Here is a 22887-nt window from a genome sequence, read left to right as displayed (position 1 = left end):
CGCCATGGGCCCTTCTCGGTCACGCCCCCACGTAGACGGAGATGGCGCCGAAGATGGCGAACCCGGCGGTGAGGAAGATGGGCCCCAGCCGTGAGGTCTCACCTTCGTGCGCCTCTCCGATCATCTCCTCGACCACGACAGCGGTGAGCGCACCGCCGGTGAGCGCGAGCACCGACAAGGTGACGATCTCGGGGGCGTCCCGGAGGGCGAAGTAGCCGAGCGTGGCGCCGAGGAAGATCGGGACGGCGAAGCCTGCCGCGAGCAGCACCCGCCGACCGCGGCTGATGCCGGCCCTGCGCATCGTCGCGATGGCCGCGAAGCCCTCCGGAACATCGGCGGGGACCTGCCCAAGGGCAAGGAGAAGGCCCAGAGCTGGGTTCAGGACCGTGCCGGTGCCGATCATGACGCCGTCGCTGAACAGGTCCAGCGAGACGCCGGAGAAGATCCCCAGTGCGCTCCCCTGCTTCTCACCGCCGCCCATCCTCGCCTGGATGAAGCCGATGGCTCGGTCCAGACCGATGAAGGCAGCACCTCCCCCCACGAACGCCAACAGCGGCACCCACGGGAGACCCGCCGCCAAGGCCTCAGGCATCAGCTCGAGGCCCACGACGGCGAGCACGATGCCGGCCGCGAGGTGCAGCGCGAGGCTGAGCGCGCGTTCGGAGACGCGAAACGTCTCGGCGAGCACTCCCCCGGCGAAGTTCCCGGCCGCGGGCAGGGCCGCGAGGCCGAGAACGAGCAGGTATCCGCTCACGTCTCGTCCTCGTCGTCCTCGACCAGCTCGCCCTCCCAGGCTTCACGGCCCTCGTGGACGGCGAAAGCTGCGATCACGAAGCCGGCCACCGGGTCGAGCCACGGCCACCCGACCACGGCGTAGAGGCCGAGGCCGAGCAGGGTGGAGATGCTCAGCAGCACGCAGATCCGGGTCTCCGCCGCGTCAGCCAGGATGAGCGGGTCCCGCAGCCGCTCGCCGACGTGGCGCTTGGCGCGAGCCAGGAGCGGCATGACGACGATCGAGGCGGCGAGCAGCACCAGGGCGACAACCGACGCGTCGGGCACTTCGCCGCCCACGAGGCTGCGGATGCCCTCGAACGTCACGTAGGCGGCCAGCACAAAGAACGTGACGGCCACCGCCTTGAGGGTGCGGCGCTCCTTGGCCTCGTCGGCCTCGCCATGGCGCAGGCGCGCAGCCAGGCGCAGGCCGACCAGTACCGCCGCCGCCGACTCGATACCGGAGTCGAACCCGAAGCCGACCATCGAAACGAGACCGGCGAGGATGCCGACCGTAACGGCGATGGCGCCCTCTACGACGTTGTAGGCGACGGTGAACTGTGCCAGGCGCAACCCCCGCCTGGTGAGCCGTTCGATCTCGGCCGGGCTCAGGGTGGCATTCGTGTCGCTCACCGGACCGCTCCCCCGTGACGCAGCCATGGCCACCGGAGGCCTGCATGCGGCTGCACACCGGGCCATCGCCGTTCGGTGCTCGTTCCGGTGTCGGACGTGGTGGGTGATCCGTAGTCAGTTCCGGCGGCCAGAGCTATGGGACGGCCGGTCACCGAGCCTGTTCCCGGGTCGTGATCTGAAGGAGCCCGGGCGCCGGGGCGGCGCCGGGCACGCAGCAGGCGTCGGTGCAGCCATCGGCGCAACCGCATCCCGAACGTGCGTTGTCCGCCTCCTCGCCGGAGAGGACGGGGGCACAGCAGTCCTCGCCGCGCCAGGCTTCGAGGCCCTCCTTGACCGCGACCGCAGCGATGACCAGCCCGGCGACCGGATCCGCCCAGCCCCAGCCGAGCGTGGCGTTGAGGACCAGCCCCACGAGCAGTACCGCGGACAGGTAGGTGCACAGCAGTGTCTGGGTTCCGTCGGCGACGACGGCGTTCGATCCGAGCGCGCGGCCGGTGCGCCGCTGCGCCCAGGACAGGAAGGGCATGACGATCAGCGAGGCGATCGCGAGGCCGATCCCGACCATCGACGACTCCGGTTCGGCGCCAAAGAGGAGGGCGCGGACGGACTCGAAGGTGACGTAGCCGGCCAGGGCGAAGAAGGACAGCGCCATCAACCGCAGCGCTGCCCGCTCCCGGCTTTCAGGTAGCCGGTGGCGGAACTGCCACAGGATGATCAGGCCGCTGGAGACCTCGACGATCGAGTCGAGGCCGAAGCCGATCAGCGCCACCGACCCCGCGGCGACCCCTGCGGCGATGGCGATGACCGCTTCGACGACGTTGTAGCTGACCGACGCGCCGGCCAAGAGCTGCGCCCGGCGACCGAGCCGGCGGCGCGTCTCCGCGGAGACCTCACGGTGGCCGTGGGCGGGCACAGCGCTCATCGGCTCGCTTCCTCGCCGTAGGTCGGACACAGGGCCACGGCATCGCCGGTCGTGGCGAGCAGCCGCTCGGCAGCGGCGAGCACATCCAGCAGCTCTGCCCCGGTCGCCAGTGACCACATCGACGCCCGACCCTGCGGCCGGGAGGTCACCAACCCACAGTCCCGCAAGCAGGCGAGGTGCGCCGAGACCGTCGACTGCGCCAACCCGAGGTGGGCGGTCAGCTCGACGACCTTGTGCTCACCGAGTGCCAGGTGCCGGAGGATCGCGAGCCGCGTGGGATCGCCCAAGCTGCGGAACATGCACGCCGCCGCGGACAATGCGGCGGCTTCGTTGACCCCCGGTTCCGCGGCGCTGTCCATCATCGGATTCATCGCCATACGACGATGATAGCCGCCGCCACCGGCGGCAACCGGGCGACCAAGGCGGATCGAGTCTCGCTCCCGCAAGGCCTCCCCTGGGCTGCGGTGACGCCTGTCCGGTCTTCCCGGGCACGTGCTACCTCCGCTGGTCCTGGAGGAGCCGGCTGGCAAGGGGGTCGAGTCGGTGAGGCCCGATCGACGCGCGCATCCGCGGACTGCTCACCGGGCTGCTGGTGCGCTCGGGGCCCAGCCACTGAGCTGCTGCACATCGGCGAACCGGGCCTGGCCGTTGCTCAGTCCGGACTCGGCGGGGCTGCCTCGCGCGAGGGTGCGGGTGTGCGGCTGGCGGCGAAGCCGACGGCGGCGGCCAGCAGCAGCAGGATGCCGCCGAGGTAGTAGACGGCGCGGATGCCCACGGTGTCGGCGAGCAGCCCCCCGACGCCGAGACTGGCCAGGCGCCCGCTCTGCCACAGCAGGTCCATCAGGGCGAAGACCCGCCCGCGCGTGAGGTCGGTGACGTGCGACTGCAGCAGGCTGTTGAAGGTGACAGCGCCGGTGGAGGTTCCGACGCCGTACACGGCCAGGGTGGCGGCGGCCAACGGCAGTGAGCGGACCGACGCGAGCACCAGGTCGACGAGGCCGCGCAGCACGTAGGGGCCGAATACGTACAGCGGGCGGCGCGGGTCCGGTATCAGCCGCAGCAGCAGAGTGGGGCCCAGGGCGGCGCCCACGCCGATCGCGCCGACCAGGATCCCGTAGGCGTTCGCCGGGGCCCGCAGGTGCTCGGCGGCCAGCACCACCAGCAGCGCGCTGGTCGCCCCGGCCGACAGCGCGGCCAGCAGTTGTCCGATGGCCAGGGCGCGCAGCAGCCGGTCGCGGCCGACCAGGGCCACACCCTCGCGGGCCTCGGCCAGCAGCCGGCGGCGGCCGACGTCACGCGGCGGCGCGACCAGCCGCAGTCCGCGTAGCGCCAGCGCCGAGACAACGAAGCTCGCGGCGTTGAGGCCGAACGCCCAGCCCGGGCCGACGAGGGCGACCAGGCCTCCGGCCAGCGGCGCGAGGACGATCTGTGACAGCACCGCCGCCGTCCAGACGGCGCTGTTGGCCGCGACGATCTCCCGGTCGGTCACGACCGAGGGCAGCACGCTGTTGGCGGCCGGGTTGAAGAACGCCGCGCCGGCCGACAGGCCGAACGCGACGGCGTAAATGACCAGCGGGTCGTCGTGCCAGACCACCAGCACGCCGGCCAGGGCGGCGCGCAGTACGTCGGCGGCGACCATCACTTGGATGCGGGGCAGTCGGTCGACGACCACGCCGGCGATCGGGGCGATGAGCAGCACCGGGACGATCTCGGCGACGACGACGCCCGCCACGCCCAGCCCCGAGCCGGTCAGCCGGTAGATCAGGATGGCCAGCGCGACGAAGCTGAAGATGTCACCCGACTGGCTGACGGTTCGCGCCGCCCAGAGCCGCCGGAAGTCCGGCTGGGCCAGCACCGCACGCATCCCCGGCCGCCGCTCGTCGTCCGCCACGCCCCTCCCGTCCTTGGTCACCGGGGTGTTCCACTGCCCGACCGTCCGCGGCTATGCCTCGCTCACCTTTGGCCGGGTTGGCCGTCCCTCTCAGCGAACGCGAGCGACCCGCAGTACCCAAGCCCGAAGAATTCGAGCACGATGCGTCTGCTCATGCGCAGCAGCTGGTCGGCTTGTCGGTGCGGAACAGTCCGGCGGCGATGCGCAGCGCCTCGGCCATCGTGAGGTACGGCGCCCACGTGTCGGCCAGGTCGTCGACGGTCAGCCCGTACTTGATCGCATAGGTGGCGGCCAGCATCACGTCGCCGGCGCCGTCGAGTACGGCGTGCACGCCCAGCACCTTGCCGGTGTCGGCGTCGATGACCAGCTTGAGCGCGCCGCGGGTGTCCCGGTTGGCCAGCGCCCGCGGGATGTCCTGCGCGCCGAGGACCCGGCAGTCGCAGGTGTGTCCGGCGGCCCGGGCCTGATCCTCGGTGAGGCCGGCGCTGCCCAGCTGCGGGGTCGTGAACGTCACCCCGGGCAGCCCGCGGTAGTCCACCGTCGTCGGCTCGCCCAGCGCCCCGGCGGCGGCGGCGTGCCCAGTTTGCGCGGCGACGTAGACGTACTGCGGCGCACCTGACACGTCACCGGCAGCGAAGATTCGCGGATTCGTGGTGCGCTGATGGGTGTCGACCACGATGAAGCCCCGCTCATCGGTCTTCACCCCCGCCGCCTCCAGACCCAAGTCGCCGGTGTCGGCGAACCGGCCGGTGGCCACCAGGAGTCGCTGCCCTTTCGCCTCCCGGCCGCCGCTTGTCGTGACCACGACGCCGTCGGCGCTGCCGGCCACGGCCACCCCGCGCTCCTCGACCACGGTGATGCCGTCGTCGGCGAACACCTGGCGCAGGACCGCGGCGATTTCGGGCTCTGTGTGCGGCGCGAACCGGCCCACGACGGTGACCGGCACGCCCAGGTGCGCGAAGAGCTGCGCCTGCTCCAGCCCGACGTAGCCGCCGCCCAGCACGACGAGCGACTCCGGCAGCCGGGTCAGCTCCATCGCCGTGGTGGAGGTCAGGTAGTCGACGCCGGCCAGGCCGGGCAGGTCGGGGATGTGCGGGGCCGCGCCGGTGGCCACCACGTACGCAGGCGCCACCAGTGGCTGCCCGTCGACCTCGAGGGTCTGCTCGTTGACGAACCGGGCGTGCCCGTACCGGACGGGGAAACCGTGCGCCTCGGCGACGTCGGCGTACTTGAGCTGCCGCAGCCGGTCGATGAGCTCCTGCTTCTGCTCGGTCAGTGCGGCCATGTCCACGTCGCCGGCGCCGGTCGGTACGGCCGGGAACGGGTTGGCCTGTGCACGGTGCCGCCGGCCGGCGGCGGCGAGCAGGTTCTTGCTCGGTACGCAGCCGATGTTCAGACAGGTCCCGCCCAGCGGTCCATGCTCGACCAGCACGGCGGACCTGCCTCGGCAGCGCGCCTCGATGCCGGCGGCCATCGCCGCCCCGCCGGTTCCGATGACGACCAGATCGACTGCGTCCATGGTGCCGCTCCTCCGCTTGGCTCGATGACCTGGTAGCCGACGCTAGGGCTTCCACTGCGCTGGAAGGTCAAGTCGTAGGCTGCGCCGGTGCGAATCGGCCAGCTCGCAGCCCGAACCGGGCTGACGACCAAGACGATCCGGTTCTATGAATCCGCCGGCGTACTTCCCGCACCGGCTCGGCGTCCCTCCGGCTACCGGGACTATGACGAGGACGCCGTCGACCGGTTGGCATTCGTCAAAGCGGCCCAAGCCGCCGGGCTCAGCCTGGCCGAGATCCGCGAGATCATCACGGTCCGGGCGAGCAGCGGAGCTCCGTGCCAGCACGTCCTCACCCTGCTGGACAGCCACGCCGCCGACCTTGACCGGCGCATCGCCGAACTGACCGCGTTACGCGCGGACGTCGAACGGCTCCGCTCCCGGGCGGGCATCCTGGACCCGGCAACGTGCAGCCCCGCCGCCGTCTGCCAGGTGATACCCGCCGACGTCGTTGCGCGGCACGTGCCCACCACCTGACGCCGGGTCACGCGTCCTGGCGCCCGGCAGGGCTGCCGAGAGCGCGGGACACCCGGTTCAGCGCCGTCAGGTCGTGCCGGTGGCCCCGGCCCTGCTCGATGCGCTGGCACGTCATGATCGGCACGCCTGTCAGCTGGGCCAGTTGCTGCAGGGACAAACCGCGGGCCAAGCGCAGCACCCGCAGCGTAGGGCGAGCCGGGTCGACGTCGTACAAAGCAACTGGGTCAACGCCGAGGGCTGCTGCCAGCCGCGGCACGTACCGCGCCTGCGGTGCGTGCGCGCCCCGCTCCCAGTCCCGGATACGGTCGGCCGAGCGCACCCCGGCCCGCTGGGCGAGATCTTCGCGGGTCAACCCGGCGGCGAGCCGAGCGTGCCGCAGCCGGTCGCCGCAGAAGTGCCCCACCGGCGCATCGTGACACCGGCCGTGGGTTCATCACCACCGGTTCGTCGCAGTCCTCAACCTCGCTGACGCCGCGCTTGATTGCTCCCGGGGCTCCCGGTGGGAACTTGCGATCTTCGACCGCCGGCCGGCAGGCCTACTGGAGTCACCTCGGCTGCTTGTGGGTCACGGGGCCGGCTCGGCTGCGCCGATCAGGAACTCCCCGTCGCCACCGGTCTCGCCGGAGTGGCCGCTGGCCGTTCGGTCATCTTCGTCAGCCGCCGTACCTCGGCGGTATCCAGTTCCAGCAGCGCGGCCGCCCGCTCGGCCGAGACATCCTCGGCCAGGAGTGCGCGCAGCGTCTCGCCGAGCGTCGCCGTCGCCGCCTGCAGTCCCTGCTCGGCCTCCCGTCGCGCCTCCAGGGCTACCAGCGCCTCGGCCGTCGCCTCCTCGACCCGGCGGTCCTGTTCATCGCGGGCAGCGTCCAGGGCCCGTCGTCGCTCCCGCGCCTTCGTCAGCGCCGCCGCCTGCCGACTCACCGTTCTGACCACCGCTTCCTCCGCTCGCTCAGCTGCCCGACCGCCGGATCGTCACACGCCCTCATGACACGGCTCCCGGTTCGAGCGTCACCCCAGCAGGCCGACGTCTGGAGCCGGCGTCACCCCGACCCCTCCGACTTGACACACCTCATGCATCACGGCCCGGACCGCCGCTTGGTGATACGCCGCGGGGACGGAGCGTGGCAGAGGTGCTCACGATTGTCGGGTCGTGATGACGCTGCACAAGCTCACCGCGGGGGACGGATACACGTATCTGACCCGCCAGGTGGCTGCGCACGACGCCACGACCCGCGGGTTCGACAACCTGGGCGACTACTACAGCGAGAAGGGTGAGGCTCCGGGCGTCTGGATGGGACGCGGGCTTGCCGCCGTGCCCGATTTTCCGGTCGGTGATCGGGTCACCGAGGCGCAGATGGTCGCGCTGTTCGGGGAGGGGCGACACCCGAACGCCGACCAGATCGAGCGCGATGCGCAGTTGGCCGGCAAGACCGCGCAAGAGGTCGATCAGGCCAGCCGCCTGGGCGCGCCCTACCGCATTCATGAGCAGGCCAACGTGTTCCACCGCCGCTCAGCAGGGGCATTCCGCGACCACAACACCGCGCTCGGCCTGCCCGCCGATACCCCCGTGCCGGCCGAGGAACGAGCCCGCATCCGCACCGAGCTGGCCTCGACGATGTTCGCCGAGACCTACGGCCGTCCGCCGGCCGACGCCCGCGAGCTGTCCGGTCATCTGGCCCGCATCTCGCGGCAGGCCACCACCGCGGTCGCCGGGTACGACCTGACGTTCAGCCCGGTCAAGAGCGTCTCCACGCTGTGGGCGATCGCTCCGCCAGAGGTCGCAGCCGTCATCGAGCAGGCGCACGCCGACGCGGTGGCAGACACCCTGAGCTGGTTGGAGGACCATGCCGCCTACACCCGCACGGGCCGCAACGGAGTGGCGCAGGTGGAGGTACGGGGGCTGATCGCGGCGGCGTTCACCCACCGCGACTCGCGGGCCGGCGACCCGGATCTGCACACCCACGTGGCCGTCAGCAACAAGGTGCAGACCCGCGACGGGCGGTGGCTCGCGTTGGACGGTCGGCTGCTCTACAAGAACAACGTCACCGCCTCCGAGCGGTACAACACCCGCCTGCAGGCCCTGCTCACCGAGCGGCTCGGCGTCCGCTTCGCCGACCGCTCCGACGCCGATCCGAGCAAGCGCCCGGTGCGCGAGATCGTCGGCGTCGACGGCGAACTCCCCCGGCTCTGGTCGTCACGGCGGGCGTCGATCGATACGCGCCGCGCGGAGCTGTCGGCAGCGTTCCAGGCGGACCACGGGCGGCCGCCGACGCCGAAAGAGGCCGTGTCCCTGGCACAGCGGGCCAATCTGGAGACCCGTCACCGCAAGCACCAGCCCCGCTCCAACGCCGAGCAGCGCGCCGCCTGGCGCACCGAGGCGCTGGCAGTGCTGGGCGGGGAGAGCGGCCTGCGCGACTACCTCCGCGGTGCACTCGCCCCCCGCCGGGGACCCGAGGCGAAGCGCCCGACGCGCAGATGGATCGACCAGACCGCCCAGCACGTGCTGTCGGCGGTGCAGAGCTCGCGTGCGACCTGGCAGGTCAACCACGTCCGCGCCGAGGCCGAGCGGCAGGCTCGCGCCGCCGCGATCCGGCTGACCGACCTCGACGGAGCCACCGACGCCGTCGTCGAGAGAGCGCTGTCCCTGTCGACGCCGCTGGGCAGCCGCGAGCCGGTGACCGAGCCCCCGGCGCTGCGCCGCTCGGACGGCAGCTCCATCTACACCGTGGCCGGCTCGACGCTGTACACCTCGACCGAGATCCTCGCCGCCGAGCGCGCCATCCTCGCCGCGGCCGGACGCCGCGACGGACGCGTGGTGCCGGCTGCGGCCGTCGACGTCGCGCTGCTGGAGTCCACCGCCAACCGGGTCGAGCTCAACCCCGGCCAGATGCAGCTCGTCCGCGAGCTGGCCACCTCCGGCACCCGGGTGCAACTGGCACTGGCCCCGGCAGGCACGGGCAAGACCACCGCCCTGCGTGCGCTGTCCGCGGCATGGCGGGCCGACGGTGGGAACGTCGTCGGCCTTGCTCCCTCGGCAGCTGCGGCCGCGGTGCTGGGTGAGGAAGTCGGTACCGACACCGACACTGTCGCCAAGCTGATCCACGCACTGGCCACCGGCAACGCCGTCCCGCCCTGGGTCGAGCGCATCGGCCCGGACAGCCTCGTGGTCATCGACGAAGCCGGCATGGCCAGCACTTCCGACCTGGCCCGCGTGATCGCGTTCGTCACCGAGGCCGGTGGGTCGGTCCGGCTGATCGGCGATGACCAGCAGCTGGCGGCGATCGGCGCCGGCGGAGTGCTGCGCGACATCGTCGCCACCCATGGTGCGGTCACCCTCTCGCAGGTCCTGCGCTTCACCGACCCCGACACCGGCGCTCCTGACCACGCCGAGGGCGCCGCGTCCCTGGCGCTGCGCGACGGCGACCCGGCCGCCCTCGCCTACTACATCGATCACGGACGGGTGCACGTCGGCGACCTGGCCACGGTCACCGACGACGCCTACACCGCCTGGTCGACCGACCGCGCCGCCGGGCGCGACGCCATCATGCTGGCGCCCACCCGCGAGCTGGTCGCCGAACTGAACACCCGCGCCCGCCGCGACCGCCTCGCCCAGCAGAACGGCGCGATCGGTCCCCAGGTCACCCTCGCCGACGCCTCGCAGGTCTCCGCCGGCGATGCGGTCATCACCCGCCGCAACCAGCGCACCCTCCCGATCGGCGCCACCGACTGGGTCAAAAACGGCGACCGGTTCACGGTCACCGCCGTCCGCGACACCGGCGCCCTCGACGTCGTCCACCAGCGCACCGGACGGCGCCTCACCCTGCCCGCCGACTACGTCAGTGACCACGTCAGCCTGGGCTACGCCACCACCGTGCACGGCGCACAAGGCCTTACCGCCGACACTTGCTACACCGTCGCCACCGGCGAGGAGTCCCGCCAGCTGCTCTACGTCGCCCTGACCCGCGGTCGGCACGCCAACCACCTCTTCCTCACGACCGCCGGCGACGGCGACCCGCACAGCGTGATCACCCGCGACGCGCTGCTGCCGCCCACCGCCGTCGACGTCTTGACTCGTGTGCTGGCTCGCGACGGCGCCCCGACCTCGGCCACCAGCCAGGCCCGTGCGCTGGCCGATCCCACCGCTCTGCTCGCTTGCGCCGCAGATCGGTACTACGACGCGCTCAACACCGCCGCGGAGGAGCGCCTGGGCTTAGAGGCTCTCGAGGCCATCGACGCTGCCGCCGACGCCGCGATGCCGGGCCTGACCACGCAGGCGGCTTACCCCGTCCTGCGCGCGCACCTGGCGCTGTGCGCCGTCTCCGGTCGTGATCCCTCCGATGTCCTCCGGCAGGCCCTGGCCTCGGATCGACGTCTGGACGACGCCCGCGATGTGGCCGCGGTCCTGGACTGGCGTATCGACCCCACCGGGCGCCACTCGCCCGGAACCGGCCCCCTGCCGTGGCTGCCCGGCCTTCCGAAGACGCTCGGCGACGACCTCGCGTGGGGCCCCTACCTCGCCAACTCCGCCGACCAGGTGAGTTCACCGGCCGCCGATGTCGCCGCCCGTGCACGCGCCTGGACCCCCACCAGCGCGCCCGCGTGGGCGCTTCCGCTGATCGACCGCGATCCCCAGCTGGTCGCCGATCTCGCCGTCTGGCGCACCGCCCACGGCGTTGACGATGCCGACCGCCGTCCCACCGGCCCGGCGCTGCCGCGCGCCGCTGACGCCCGGGCCCAGCGGGCGCTTGACGACCGCGTCACGCGGCTGCTCGGCGACGGGCGCGCGCTCACCGCGCGCTGGGCGCCGCTCGTCGACAGCATCGACCCACGCATCGCCGGCGACCCCTACTGGCCGGTCCTGGCCGAGCGGCTCGCCGCCGCCGACCGCGCCAGCATCGACATCACCGCGCTCACCCGTGCCGTCGCCGCCGAACGTCCCCTGCCGGACGAGCAGCCCGCCGCCGCGCTGTGGTGGCGACTGTGCGGGCACCTCTCCCCCGCCGCGATGACAGCCACCGGCACCTCCGTCTCCGAGGCGCTGCGCCCGGACTGGAGCCGCGTCCTGGCCGACGTCGTCGGCCCCGCAGCCGCCGAGCGGGTGGTCGCCGACCCAGCCTGGCCCGCGCTGGTCGCCGCCGTCGCCGCTTCCCGCCACGCCGGCTGGCAGCCCGACCAGGTGCTGTCCACAGCCCATGACCTGCTGCGCGCCGGTCATCCCGACGACGACCAACTGCGCCCGGACGAGCTGGCCACCGCCCTGGTGTGGCGAGTCGGCGTGCTCATCGACCCGGCGTCCGTCGCACGCGCCCACGCACCGACGTCGTCGTCCGACCTCGAACGCCTGCCCACAGCCGACGGAGTTGCCGACGACGACTGGCTGGCCGGTCTGGTGGAACCCGACGACACCGAACTTCTCCATGAGGACCTGTACGGGGACGACCTGGCCGGTGACGAGCATCACGTCTCGGCACAGACCGACCGCCGGGCCTCCAACCCGGGTTACCGAGCCGCAACTGACCGGGCTGCCAAAGAGGGAGTTCGCGTTGACCGGGACCGTCTCCTGGAGCTCAACCAGCAGGCAGCCGACTTCTTCACCGCCCGTTACAGCGGCTCCTGGGCACCGGCCTACCTCGCAGACCGGCTCGGCACTGATCTGGCGGGAGAGGACCGGTTCACCGTGGGTTACGCCCCCGACAGCTGGACCGCGCTGACCAGCCACCTGCGCCGCCTCGGCGCCACGGACGCCGAGATCGTCGCCGCCGGCCTTGGCAGCTACGCATCCACCGGCCGGGTCATCGACCGCTTCCGCGACCGGCTGGTCTTCGCCATCCGCGACGGCGAGGAGATCCACGGCTGGATCGGCCGCCGCAACCCCGGCCACGACGAGGACGGGGACCACGCCGTCCCCAAGTACCTCAACACCGCGGAGACCGAGCTGTTCACCAAGGGCAGCGAGCTGTACGGCCTGACCGAAGGCGCTGCGGCCCTGGCTGCCGGCGCCGTCCCGGTCCTCGTGGAAGGTCCCCTCGACGCGCTGGCAGTCACCCTCGCCGGCGACGGCGACTACGTCGGCATCGCCCCACTGGGCACGGCCTTCACCGACGCACAGGCCGACGCGCTACGCCCATTCATCGGCGGCGGAAAGCCCGGGATCATCGTCGCCACCGACGCCGACCGGGCTGGACAGCGGGCCGCCCAGCGGATCTTCTGGCAGCTCACCGCCCGTGGTGACGATCCCCGCCACCTCGCCATTCCGACCGGCAAGGACCCCGCCGAGCTGCTGCAGACGGCCGGCGCCGCCGCTCTGCGTCGGGCCCTCGCGGCCTCCGACAGCCTGGCCAGCGCACTCATCGACGCCCGCGTCGCCGTCTACGCCGACCGGTTCGACACCGTCGAAGGCCAGGTCCACGCCGCTCGCCGCGCCGCCGAGGTCATCGCCGCCCTCCCCGGCGAGAGCTGGCCGGCGCACCTCACCCACGTCGTGGCCCGCACCAGCATCGCGCCCGATATCGCACTGTCCGAAGTCTTCGACGCCGCTCGAGCGCGGACCGAAGATGCTCACGTGCCGGCCCGCACAAGGCCGCCCGATCGGCTGCCCGAGCTGGCCACTGACCCGAGGGTGGAGGCCTCCGTCCCCGGCATGTCCCACAGAGAGACAGGGCCGGAAACGCTGGGCGACAGTGTGCAGGCAGCCCAGCGAGGTGCGTCCGCGGGCCGAATCCCTCGCCTCCCAGCTCGGCCGCGGCCACGCCAAGGGTTGTGATTCGTGAGCAGGTGCCTCTCAAAGCTCGTGCCACCGCCAGGCAGCCCGTCCCCTGAAGGCGGCGGCAGGGAAACCTGCTCTCGTGTGGCGACGGATCGTATCCGCTAAGCGTTGAGGCCCGCACTAGTCGTGCGCTTCTTGCTCCCCGACCGCTTCGAGCAGTCCTACTAGCCGCGCAAGTAGGTCTGGTCGACCCGCACAGAAGTCCAGCGCCCGACACAGGATGCCGAACGCTATAACTTCCGAATGATGCCCGCGCCTTACGAGGCGTGATATCTCGGTATAGGACTCAACAACCAGATCAACGGCCCTATCGAGGTTTCCTGCTTGGAAGTGGACGATTCCAAGGTCTCCGCGCCTTCTTCCGCTACCAAGACCCCCGGCAGGCTCGACCATCACCATCACCGACAGTGCTTCCTCGCCGTCGGCAATAGCCTCGGGGAGTTCGCCTCGCACTGCTCTCAGATGGCTCCGTTGTGCAAGCGCCGAAGCAAGCCGATGATTTGCCAAGTTCGCCCTGGAGATCTCAACTGCCTCATCAAGACAGCCCAGCGCGGCGTCGAAGTCTCCGTCGTCCTCGTGAACTTCCGCTATGCGCCCAAGCCCTATGCACACTTCCGGCCACGCGACCGCGGCGGTCCGCGCAAGGGTCACGGACTCTCGAAGCTGCCGCAGCGCGGCCGCAGGATCGGCGGTCTTTATGATTCCTGCAAGGTCTTGCAGTGCATCTGCAGCTCGAGGGACATCGCCCTCCCTCTCATAGACGAGAAGCGCCCGCTCTAACAGCTGACGCGCCTCCGCGTAGTTCCCCCGTTTCCACTGCACCATCGCAAGAGAGGAGAGCGTTATGGCTGCCGGTAGAGAATCTGCATCCTCGCGCTGCTTGAGGTCTAGCGCGTGCTTGAAGGCATCCTCGGCACCATCTAGATTGTCGTCATCCTGTAGGATTGTCCCTAGATTGTGATACAGCGAACCCAACCCGTAGCGATCCTCATCCCTCCCGCGCTCGACGACCTCGATAGCAGAGCGGAATACCGTTTCCGCCCTTCGGTCCTGGCCGCGCGCTTGAAGGTAGAGGCCGAATTTGTTCGCTAGCCAGCCGGTGAAGGGCGGCGCTATTGCAGCCTCGCCCCGCAACTCCCCAAGGACTGCGTCCACGTGGCCGGCGACAGAGTCGAACTCCACCAGATCAGCATCACGTGACGGATCCTCCGGCACCAGAACATGCAGCGCTGCGGCTGCCAGCACCACAGCGGAACGACGCTCGTTGGGGCCTTGCACCTCACGCGCAATATCTCGAACCAGCTCGTGAAGGGCTACACCCTTCGGCCCACGCTCAATAAGAGAGAACTTTCTCAACGAGGCCAAGTGGTCCTCTAGAGCTAAATCGTCGCCGAGCGCTGGTAGTAGTGTCTGCAATTCTGGCATAGCGACAATAGGAAAAGGTCCAGGGCCTAGCACGGCAAGAAGGTCAAGGACGGACCGCGTCGTCCCGTCCAAGGCCTCGCGAGACAGCCTTACGGATGCAGCCAGCCCCCCATGCCCCGGAAGTTTTCCCCTGTCTAGCAATCGGGCCCGACTGGCGGCAAATAGGCCGAGGAAGCGACCGGCGTCCATGCCTGTCTCATCGAGATACGAGGCGGACTGGGCGATTGCCAACGGAGAGCCAGCGCATACATCGAGGATCGCGTCCTCGATCTCTGAATCCACCACTCGGGCTGTAATGGACCTAAAGATCCCGCGCCCCACCTGTGCGTCTACTATGGGGATGCGAACTACGGGATAGCCTGGCCAGCTTTGCGATTTGGATGTAATTATCAAGTCAAGACTTGAGGTCACATACTGAAGAAGAGGGAGGACCTCGTCGGCAAGGTCGTCGATGACTAGCAGGCCCGCCTCCGACGAAGCGAGCGCGCTCAGTATCCTGCCAGCGTAACGAATAGGGTCTTCGTCGGGCCACCTGTCGACGCCAAGGCCACGCCCTAGTGCGCTCGTGTCCGCATCCAATGTTTCGAGGGTTGTTCCTCGCAGCCACCAGACATGACGATGACGTTGAGTGCGCATCGCATAGTCCGCGGCAATCTGCGTCTTGCCGTTACCGGACAGTCCCGCCAGTACGACGGCATGGACCTGCGCCAACCCGCATTCGATTTCTGTGGTGAGTTCATCACGAGTCTGATACTCGGGCACTGGCTTAGGGAAAGCGAGACTGGTGAGAGACGCCCTGGCACGAGCAACCTTACCTTCGTGTCGCCGCTTCCACCCTTGTAGCACTTCGGCGTCCGGGAGTGGTCGACCGCGATCGATAGCCTTGTGGTGATCGGGACACAAGAGAAGACAGTTGGCCGCAGAATCCACATCCTCCGGCAGCAGGTCTTGCCGATACCGTGGGCCGTTGGTCGATTGAGCGTGGATGTGAGCGACTTCACCCACAGTGACTAGGGCCCCGTCTATGACTTGCATCAGCCGCCGACCGCACTCAGGATGCGCACACTCGTTACCGGAAAGAGCCCAGAGCAAGTGCTCGTCTGGAGCTGGCAGCGCCGTCTTCCTCACCTCCCTGCATTGAGTGGCGGCCACGCGAAGGGTAACCGCCTCGTCTCCGTGGTCATATCACCACGCGGAAGACGGATCGGCCTTCCAACCCCACACGCATGCACATCATCACCGCATCAAGCCAGCTGTCGGCGAAGAAGACGAGGCAGCCTCTGGGTACGGGGATGGCTGCGACGCTCCAAGTCACGGGAGCGTCCCTGATTGAGGCCGGTCAGGCGAACACTGCCTGGCGCAGCGCTACCACGGCGTTCCCCCAGGCGCTGGCGGGACCAACCGCTGCAGCGTCTACTGCGCCGCTCGGCCCGAACCTGCGCCCTTACGGCCGGGCGGCCAGAATGCTCGAGACCACGCTGGTGGCCTGCAGGTACTGGCCCAGCTGAGGGTCGAGCCGGCCGGCGAGAGCGATCAGGTCAGCCAGTCGGCCGGCGACGTTGGTGGTCAGCAAGGGTTCGTGGTGGGCCACGCGGTTGCGCAGGTCGTGCAGGCGGCCGACCGGGCCGTCGACATGGACGGCGCGGTCGGTGCCCGGTGGAAAGGCGCGGTGCAACGCGGGCACCCACAGCGTCTTCTCGTGCGCCGCTGAGCTCAGGTATCGCCAGAAGCCGAACATGAGCTCAGCGACGATCTTGCCTGGCGGTGCGGTCGGACCGCCGGCGTTGGCGATCGCGTGGCGCAGGCTGTCCCGGGGCCTGCTGTTTACGTCGACGCGGCGTCGTCCCCGGGTGCGGTACACCGGAGCGAAGACGGCGTCTGCGGCCAGAGTCCAGTGCGGAGGCCCGGGCCAGCGCGCGGAGAGGGCGACGTCGTAGACGTTGCGCAGCCCGACCTCCACGTGCGCCAGGTCGTGCAACAGTGCAGCGCTGAGTTGAGCGTTCCACTCGTACAGCGCCAACGCCCGGTCGCGGTCCGTACCGGTGGAGGCCAGGTAAACCGCGAATCGCGGGGCACTGAGCCAGGCCTCCACCCACCGACCGGCCGGTGGGAAGGCCGGCGGCGTCGGCGTTGTCATCACGACCCATCCTGGCGTACAGTGACCGCGAAAGCCCCGGTGGACCGCTGACCTCTGGTCATGTCGCCGGGGCTACGTCTTTTCCTAGCCCTCGTCCGCCCGTTTCGTCGCGGTGAGCCGCTGGCACCTGCGCTGATCATCGAGGCGAGGCCTCGAGGAAGGCGATGTAGCGGCTTTCGGCCGGCCAGTCCTGATGCCGGCCGGTGCGGCAGGTGCTCTCCCCGAGCCGTTGCGCCATGCGGTCGCAGAACATCGGAAAGGCGTAGCGGTTCCATTCCTCCATCAGCTGGGGACCTGCTGCGTTCTCCGCTTCCCACCGCAGCACCGCCAGCACGGGCAGCTCCCGGGCGATGTGGGCGTGGCGGGGCCAGCAGGCCGGGACCATCTGCGCGGGCCGCCACACGTACTCGTGGTTAATCCATGCCACGACGTCGTCACACCAGCTCCAGACCGCTGAGCTGAGGTCGCCACTGCAGCCGGCCGGCTCCCAAGGGCGCTCCAGGTCCGCCACGGCGCCGGCTTGGACCAGTCCCCCGCGGTCGCCTTGACGCGCCTTCTCCAGAAGCTCGAGCGCACGCAGCACCTCGAGGGGTGGCGGTGGGAACGGCAGGACGATCACCAGGACCGCGTCTCGGACTGCGGTGTTGCCGGCGCGTCGGCCCGGTCGACGTGCCGGCTCGGGCCTAGCCGGTGGTCGCGGGCGTAGGCCAGCGCGGCAGCCGTGCGCTCCTGGACGTCGTCGCTGTCGGGGCGAGCGCGGCTGACACGCGCGCGTGCGGCGTCGAGCTCGGTCGCGAGCTGCTGACCGCGCTTCCCGTCCAGGCAGCGCCGCAACCGGGCGATGATCGGCGGCGCGGCGCCTGCGACGACGAGAGCGTGCCGCTCGGGGATGCGACGGATGTCGCCGGGGCGCAGCACCCGTACGTCCTCACCCGAACGGGACGTGCCCATGCCGCCGGGCCCCTCGGTGACGGTCCGCCGGCTGATCCGCACGTCATCGAGCAGGTCGGACAGTTCCCGATAGAAGTGGACGTCCTTGCCGCCGCCGAAGATGACGAGGTTGTTGGTGAGCCCGAACAGCGAGCGGGCCTCGTCCTCGCCGTAGGAGACGACCATCTGTTTCCAGGTCTGGGCTGCGTAGATGAAGGAGAGACCGAGCGCGCGTTCGTTGGCCATCCGCACCCGCAGGGTCGGCAGCGGCGTGGTGGACGGCAGTTCGTCGAGGCAAGCCAGGAAGCACGGGGTCAGCCGCCCGTGCGGCGAGGTGATGGCGACCTGCAGGGCCGTGTCGAGGACGTGTTCCGCGACCGCGGTCATCAGCGGTGCCGCCGAGGCGTACGGATCCTCACGGCCGAGCAGGTACACCGTTCCCTGCCGGGCGATGAGGTCGGCCAGGTCGGTCGCCGACCGCCCCCGCGAGGGCACGCAGCGCGCCCTGATGTCCGGCTGGAAGAACAGCGCCATCGCTTGCTGGACGGTGGTCGCAGTGTTGCCGACGGTGTCCGGGCTGCCGTTCAGCGCGCCGATCAGCAGCCCGTCCCAGAACCGGGCCGCGTGCGGATGCTGCTGCAGGATCTCGGCGGGCTGCTCGGCGGCGACAGGGTTGGCGACCCACTCCAGGACGTGCTCCAGGGTGCGGCCGGTGAGTGCCGCCGCGTGCAGGAATCCTTGCAGCACCTTGGCGGTCTCCGCGGCGTAGAACCGGGCGGCGTTGTCCTGCCGGCCGCCGGTGACCGCGCCGGCGACGGTGCCGGCGGCGAACGCCTTGGCTCGTCGTTCGGCGATCCGAGGATCGACGCAGCCAGCGACCGGATCCCACACCAGCTCCGGCAATCCCGGTGCCGCACCGAACGGATCGAGCACCGCGACCGGGCGCGGCGGCTCGTCGGGGCCAGCGGGCCGTTGCCGTCGTCCGGCGGTCAGCAGCAAATCGTCGACCTTGGTCAGCGTCGCCAGGCTGGCGCCGCGGTGGGCCAGCAGGGCGGGAGCGAGCAGGTCGAGAGTCTTGCCGGACCCCTGCTCGCCGTAGACGCCGGTGGTGCGGTCATACCGGCACCACAGCTCCACCCCGTGCGGCTGGGAGGAGCGGCCCAGCCGCCAGCCGACGTCGGTCGGGTCGAACCTTGACGTGAGCACCCGTCTCTCCTTTCAGCGTGCCCGGCTCGGTCCGGACCGCTGGGCTCGTGCCGCCTGCAGCTGCTGGTGGGCCTGCTGGATGGCCACGCTGAGCGCGACCGGCGTCTGCGGGTCGTCGAGCAACGCCCGATTCGCGGCCCAGGCCCGGCGCGGGAAGCCGGCGATCGCGCGGGCGCCCGGATCGGCTGCACGGTCGGCGACGGCGAGGGAGAGCAGGCGGGCGTTGTGCAAGGCTCCGGCGACCGGTTGCAGGTCGGTCGCGTCGACGCGAACCAGCCCGCCGGGCTGATATCCGCGCAGGTACGCGGCCACCCGCTCCTCGCGCGGCGGCACATCACGGGCGTAGGCGATCAGCGATCCGTTGTCCGCCCAGGACCGGACGGTGCGGTAGAGCAGCTGCGTGGCGAGAGTTGGCAGGTGCTGAGCCGCGGACGTGACCGATGCGCGCAGGGACGCCGTCCAGGTGGCCGGGTCGGGCTCGGAGCGGAGGACGGCATGGAGGCGACCCGCTGCGGTCACGCCGGATGGTGTGTGCTGGTGGAAGCGGCGGCTGCCGTCGTCGTACGGACGCAGGGCTGTTCGGACGGCGCGCCAGGCGTCGGCCGCCGTCGTCTGACCTGCCGGTGGTGCGTCGGTCGAGCCGAGGCGCGCCGCAGCAGAGCTGAGTGTCTGGGCGGCGATCGTGTAGGCCAGGACCTCGGTGACCGACGGTGGATCATTGGCTCGGGCCGTGGCCTGGAGTAGGACGCCGATGGCGTCGGGGACCACGCGTGCTGGGTCGACGGACGCATTGACCGCGGGACCTGGAACGGGGCGGTCGAGGATGGCGACGTCGGCGCGTGTCGGCGGTTGGAGCGCGGCTGTCTGCTGGACGAGGGCCGCCTGACGCTCGACCTCGGTGTGCCACTGCGTCGCCGGACCGGCAGGCAGGCGGTGGGCGACCACCTCGGCCAGCGGCGTCACTGTCTCGGCTACGGCGGTGGCGACGGCCCACCGGCTGGTCACGGTGGTGTGGTCGTACAGGACGCCGACAGTGTCGGCTGCGGCAGCCGCCAACCGGGTCAACGCCGACTCGGTCGCTGGAGCGCGGACGCCGAGCTCTGTGCAGGCGGCAGCCAGGTCGGCGACCTGCTGTTCGCGGCGATCGCCGGCGAATGGGGAGACGCCGTCGTGGCGCAGGTGGGTCAGCGCCCGACCCAGGTGGCCCAAGGCGGTGCCTGCATCGGCGCGCGCGGCTGCGCTGTCGTCCGTGGTCCGCGCTGTGTCGGCGAGGGCGTCGAGTAGCTGCCCGAGCGACGTGGCCATCAGCGTGGCGCACGCAGCGCTCGGTGGCCGTGCTGGGCGGCGGCGAGGACGTCGGGGTGTGCGAAGTCAGCGGCGGGCAGGTTGCCGAGGATGCGCAACGCCTGCTCGACGAGCCGGTCGGGGTCGGTGGCGTCGGCGGTTGCGGGCACTGGGCCGCTGGGCGTGCGCAAGGCGGTGGCGGCGGCGAGGCAATGCAGCTGCGCTGTCGCTCCGGCCTGGTCGTTGCGGGAGGCGGCGGCGAACAGTGCCGCAGCCTCGGCCCGGGCGGCCAGCAGATCGGAGTTCATGCCGTCGTCGGTTGAGCTCATCGAGGGTTCTCCTTCACAGTGCGGACGGGTGGTGCCTGGGTCGACGGTGCTGGGGAGGTCGATCGGGAAGTGGTCGTCGGAACAGATCTGTGGAGACGACCGCGGATTGCGTTGCCGCCTGTGGACAGGAGGCGATGAAGGCGTCCCCGGCTGCCTCTGGACGGGTAGCGGTCCGGGCGGATGACCGCTCGCCCGGCGCGTAGCTGCCGCAGCCCGAGGGCTTGCTCGGCTTCCCTGCGGGTGGCCATGCCGCCGCGGGCGTCGCCCGGGCGCCGGTGGCGGGCGACCAGGACAGCGGTGATGACGGCGGCGGTCAGCAGGACGAGCTCGGCGGCGGCAACACACGCGTACACCGGCACCGGCCGGGCGACCCGAGCCAGCTGATTCGGTGGCAGGCCGCGGCCGGGATCGCCGCTCAGGAGCCCGCCGAGGACGTGGGTGATCGTCTCGGTGCCCTGCGGCCACACCCAGCCACCGCCCCACAACGCCGAGGCCAGTCCGAGACCGGCCAGGGCTGCCAGTGCGACAGCGATCAGGGCGCCACCGACTGCGGCGACGGCCATTTCCCATCCCCGAGCGATCGGCTGTGGATCGCGACGCCGGAAGGGCGTCGTCACGCGCCGGCCCTGAGCCGGTGGTTGATGTCCACGTCCTGGTTCCCCTCTGCCGGTCAGCCGGCGGTGGTGGCATGCAGGTCGACGCCGCGGCTGGCCAGCCACGGCACTGGATCGACGGACGCGCCGTCGAGGCGGACTTCGAGGTGCAGGTGGACGCCGGTGCTGTTGCCGGTGGATCCCTGGAAGCCGATCAGCCCCCCGGCGCTGACGCGCTGGCCGACGGTGACGGTGTAGCCCGACAAATGCGCGTAGCGGGTGGTCACCCCGCCGCCGTGGTCGAGTTCGACGAGGTTGCCGTAGGCGGCCAGGCTCAGGGTGCCGTCGCGGTCGCAGTAGGCGCTGGTGCACTCGGCACGAACTACGGTGCCGTCGGCGGCGGCGTAGACGGGGGTGTCACGGGGGCCGGCGATGTCGACACCGGCGTGCAGGGTGCCCCAGCGGGACCCGTAGCCGGAGGTGACGGTGCCGGCGGTGGGGCGGATCCACGACCCGGCCGGGACCGGCAGGCCCGGGCAGACGCCGGCCGCCGTACCGCTCGCGTCGACTGCGGTGGCTTGGGCGGCGGGCCACAGCATGGCGGTCAGCTCGCGGGCGAGCGGCTCCCAGCGGGCGTATGCGCCGCCGGCAGCCGAGATCTGCACGGCCTGGGCCGCCTGAGTGAGCGGGATGGTCCGCCAGTTCGGTACCTCGACCAGCCGGCGGTAGAAGGCCTCGGCGGCGTAGACGGGGTCCATCAGCTGGGCGACGGTGCCCCATTCGGCGGTCCAGCGCTGTTGGAAGGTGTTGACGCTGTCGTGGTCCGAGCCGAGCCCGTCGTGCGGGTAGGTCAGGCTGGTGGCGGTCACTGCGGCCTGTTCGGCAGTCAGTTCGGGGCTGCTGCCGTCGTTGGCCAACATCCGGATGCGGGACTCCTGGTACGCGGTGGCCAGCGCCACGGTGGCCGCATACGGGTCGAGCCCTCGTGCGGCGGCGACGGCGACGATGGTCTGCGCGTGCCCCATCTGGACGGCGTCCAGTTCGATGTCGGCGGCGGAGGCGCCGGTGCCGGCGATCGAGCAGGACGACGCCGGCGACGTCGACGCCTCCGGAGCGGCGAGAACCGCGAGCGGGATCAACAGCAGGGTGAGTACGCCGAACACTGGGACGGCGACGGGAGCGGCGGCCTTCCACAGCCACCGCTTCACGTACGCCAGGGCCAATCCCTCGGCCGTCCCGCTCATGCCGGGCTTCCGGCGATGAGGGCCTCGTTGGTGTAGGTCAGCCGCAGCTCGGGCTCGGTTAGGACGGTCTGCACCTTGAACGCCCGGTCGCCGACCAGCCACAGGGCTCGGCCCTTGCCGGCGATCGCCCATCCGGTAACCACCCGTTGGGCGATGGGGGTCAGCCCGAGCATGGTGGCGAGCTCGTCGGCGACGGCCTGGTCCTGGCCGTGCAGCACCTTGACGTCGCACAGGTGCAGCAGGTCCCGGGCGATGGCCACCGCTTGGGAGGAGGCGTCCCCGGCGGTGAGCATGTCCGAGGGCTTGTGCGCGAGCAGGATCTGCACGTCGGCGTCGCGGCGGGACAACCGCAGGTTGGCGTCCAGGCTCTTCATCGCTTCGGTGCCCAGGCGCATTTGCCGCCACGTCTCGTCGCGGATGACGATGCGCAGGTCGCCCGGGTCGGCGATCTCTCGCATCGCCTGGCCCCAGGAGTTCAGGCAGGTCAGCGCGATGCCGACGGCCTGGTCGCCGAGCGGCTCGAGGCGGGACAGCGACAGGGATTGGATCGGGGCGCGCCAGTCGACGTCGATCGACGTGTGGTCGTCGAACAGCCCGGCCAGGGAGCCCTTGACCAGGGAGCCGAGGGCGTCGCGCAGGGTTCGGGTGGCGTCGAGGAAGTGCCGCCGGTCGGCGTAGCGGCAGGAGGCGACGAGCTCGTCGGTGGGCTCGTCCAGTGCCCGCCACA

18 protein-coding genes and 2 pseudogenes are annotated in these 22887 nt (G+C 70.9%); 2 read left to right on the top strand and 18 right to left on the bottom strand.

Translation table 11 applies throughout. The features are described from left to right. Window positions 1–19: 19 nt before the first annotated feature. From DQ237_RS18585 to merA, 6 genes are all read right to left on the bottom strand, one after another. Window positions 20–754, bottom strand: a complete 735-nt coding sequence (locus DQ237_RS18585) for a ZIP family metal transporter (protein ID WP_113801634.1) — start codon at window positions 752–754, stop codon at window positions 20–22. Next, the gene (locus DQ237_RS18580) at window positions 751–1404 is read right to left on the bottom strand and encodes a cation diffusion facilitator family transporter (RefSeq protein WP_240619741.1); all 654 of its coding nucleotides are present in this window, start codon (window positions 1402–1404) and stop codon (window positions 751–753) included. The genes DQ237_RS18585 and DQ237_RS18580 overlap by 4 nt, the downstream gene beginning before the upstream one ends. A gap of 148 nt (window positions 1405–1552) precedes the next feature. Then, window positions 1553–2326 (bottom strand): cation diffusion facilitator family transporter, encoded by a 774-nt coding sequence (locus DQ237_RS18575; RefSeq protein WP_113801633.1) that lies wholly within the window; start codon window positions 2324–2326, stop codon window positions 1553–1555. Continuing rightward, window positions 2323–2703 (bottom strand): metalloregulator ArsR/SmtB family transcription factor, encoded by a 381-nt coding sequence (locus DQ237_RS18570; protein ID WP_240619740.1) that lies wholly within the window; start codon window positions 2701–2703, stop codon window positions 2323–2325. Before DQ237_RS18570 ends, DQ237_RS18575 begins: the two co-directional genes overlap by 4 nt. A gap of 275 nt (window positions 2704–2978) precedes the next feature. Then, entirely contained in the window at window positions 2979–4217 is a 1239-nt protein-coding gene (locus DQ237_RS18565; RefSeq protein WP_240619739.1) for an MFS transporter, read from the bottom strand. A 151-nt stretch (window positions 4218–4368) separates the two neighbouring features. Next, window positions 4369–5736, bottom strand: coding sequence for a mercury(II) reductase (gene merA / locus DQ237_RS18560; protein WP_113801632.1), 1368 nt, complete (start codon window positions 5734–5736; stop codon window positions 4369–4371). 87 nt (window positions 5737–5823) lie between these two features. On the opposite strand from merA, the gene DQ237_RS18555 reads away from it, so the two are divergent. Further along, window positions 5824–6249: a heavy metal-responsive transcriptional regulator gene (locus tag DQ237_RS18555; RefSeq protein WP_113801631.1), complete on the top strand. Its 426-nt coding sequence runs from the start codon at window positions 5824–5826 to the stop codon at window positions 6247–6249. 7 nt (window positions 6250–6256) lie between these two features. Here DQ237_RS18555 and DQ237_RS18550 read toward each other — a convergent pair whose 3' ends face one another. Continuing rightward, entirely contained in the window at window positions 6257–6652 is a 396-nt protein-coding gene (locus tag DQ237_RS18550) for a helix-turn-helix domain-containing protein (protein WP_113801630.1), read from the bottom strand. A 188-nt stretch (window positions 6653–6840) separates the two neighbouring features. Next, window positions 6841–7167, bottom strand: a complete 327-nt coding sequence (locus tag DQ237_RS18545; RefSeq protein WP_147251854.1) for a hypothetical protein — start codon at window positions 7165–7167, stop codon at window positions 6841–6843. Window positions 7168–7399: 232 nt separating this feature from the next. On the opposite strand from DQ237_RS18545, the gene mobF reads away from it, so the two are divergent. Further along, window positions 7400–13009 (top strand): MobF family relaxase, encoded by a 5610-nt coding sequence (gene mobF, locus DQ237_RS18540; protein WP_240619738.1) that lies wholly within the window; start codon window positions 7400–7402, stop codon window positions 13007–13009. Window positions 13010–13132: 123 nt separating this feature from the next. Here the strand turns inward: mobF and DQ237_RS18535 are convergent, their stop codons facing one another. The 10 genes and pseudogenes from DQ237_RS18535 to DQ237_RS18495 all read right to left on the bottom strand — a co-directional run. Next, entirely contained in the window at window positions 13133–15199 is a 2067-nt protein-coding gene (locus DQ237_RS18535; protein ID WP_240619737.1) for a tetratricopeptide repeat protein, read from the bottom strand. 114 nt (window positions 15200–15313) lie between these two features. Next, window positions 15314–15472: pseudogene (locus DQ237_RS20655) on the bottom strand (HNH endonuclease); the annotation flags it as partial. Window positions 15473–15881: 409 nt separating this feature from the next. Continuing rightward, window positions 15882–16529, bottom strand: a complete 648-nt coding sequence (locus DQ237_RS18530) for an Abi family protein (protein ID WP_113801683.1) — start codon at window positions 16527–16529, stop codon at window positions 15882–15884. A 181-nt stretch (window positions 16530–16710) separates the two neighbouring features. Continuing rightward, on the bottom strand, window positions 16711–17193 hold the full coding sequence (locus DQ237_RS18525) for a hypothetical protein (protein ID WP_113801626.1): 483 nt from the start codon (window positions 17191–17193) through the stop codon (window positions 16711–16713). Then, complete coding sequence (locus DQ237_RS18520; RefSeq protein ID WP_113801625.1) at window positions 17190–18710, bottom strand: type IV secretory system conjugative DNA transfer family protein; 1521 nt, start codon at window positions 18708–18710, stop codon at window positions 17190–17192. The genes DQ237_RS18525 and DQ237_RS18520 overlap by 4 nt, the downstream gene beginning before the upstream one ends. Window positions 18711–18722: 12 nt before the next feature. Then, window positions 18723–20015, bottom strand: a complete 1293-nt coding sequence (locus tag DQ237_RS18515; protein ID WP_113801624.1) for a hypothetical protein — start codon at window positions 20013–20015, stop codon at window positions 18723–18725. After that, window positions 20015–20323 carry a hypothetical protein gene (locus DQ237_RS18510; protein WP_014375638.1) on the bottom strand — a complete coding sequence of 103 codons (309 nt, stop codon included), beginning with the start codon at window positions 20321–20323 and terminating at the stop codon, window positions 20015–20017. Before DQ237_RS18510 ends, DQ237_RS18515 begins: the two co-directional genes overlap by 1 nt. Beyond that, window positions 20320–20886 (bottom strand): conjugal transfer protein, encoded by a 567-nt coding sequence (locus DQ237_RS18505; protein WP_113801623.1) that lies wholly within the window; start codon window positions 20884–20886, stop codon window positions 20320–20322. The genes DQ237_RS18510 and DQ237_RS18505 overlap by 4 nt, the downstream gene beginning before the upstream one ends. Before the next feature lie 107 nt (window positions 20887–20993). Further along, window positions 20994–22160, bottom strand: a complete 1167-nt coding sequence (locus DQ237_RS18500; protein ID WP_113801622.1) for a M23 family metallopeptidase — start codon at window positions 22158–22160, stop codon at window positions 20994–20996. Beyond that, a pseudogene (locus DQ237_RS18495) lies at window positions 22157–22887 on the bottom strand (ATP-binding protein); the annotation flags it as partial. The gene DQ237_RS18500 and the pseudogene DQ237_RS18495, both read right to left, overlap by 4 nt.

The organism is Blastococcus sp. TF02-8 (assembly GCF_003319175.1).
Lineage (GTDB): Bacteria > Actinomycetota > Actinomycetes > Mycobacteriales > Geodermatophilaceae > Blastococcus.
This window is presented reverse-complemented; position numbering and strand designations above follow the sequence as displayed.

What these genes read in the sequence shown, in the direction of transcription:
- DQ237_RS18575 (WP_113801633.1), bottom strand. Translation starts at nt 2,326, where the DNA reads ATGAGCGCTGTGCCCGCCCACGGCCACCGTGAGGTCTCCGCGGAGACG.
- DQ237_RS18570 (WP_240619740.1), bottom strand. Translation starts at nt 2,703, where the DNA reads ATGGCGATGAATCCGATGATGGACAGCGCCGCGGAACCGGGGGTCAAC.
- merA (WP_113801632.1), bottom strand. Translation starts at nt 5,736, where the DNA reads ATGGACGCAGTCGATCTGGTCGTCATCGGAACCGGCGGGGCGGCGATG.
- mobF (WP_240619738.1), top strand. Translation starts at nt 7,400, where the DNA reads ATGACGCTGCACAAGCTCACCGCGGGGGACGGATACACGTATCTGACC.
- DQ237_RS18515 (WP_113801624.1), bottom strand. Translation starts at nt 20,015, where the DNA reads ATGGCCACGTCGCTCGGGCAGCTACTCGACGCCCTCGCCGACACAGCG.
- DQ237_RS18510 (WP_014375638.1), bottom strand. Translation starts at nt 20,323, where the DNA reads ATGAGCTCAACCGACGACGGCATGAACTCCGATCTGCTGGCCGCCCGG.
- DQ237_RS18505 (WP_113801623.1), bottom strand. Translation starts at nt 20,886, where the DNA reads ATGGCCGTCGCCGCAGTCGGTGGCGCCCTGATCGCTGTCGCACTGGCA.
- DQ237_RS18500 (WP_113801622.1), bottom strand. Translation starts at nt 22,160, where the DNA reads ATGAGCGGGACGGCCGAGGGATTGGCCCTGGCGTACGTGAAGCGGTGG.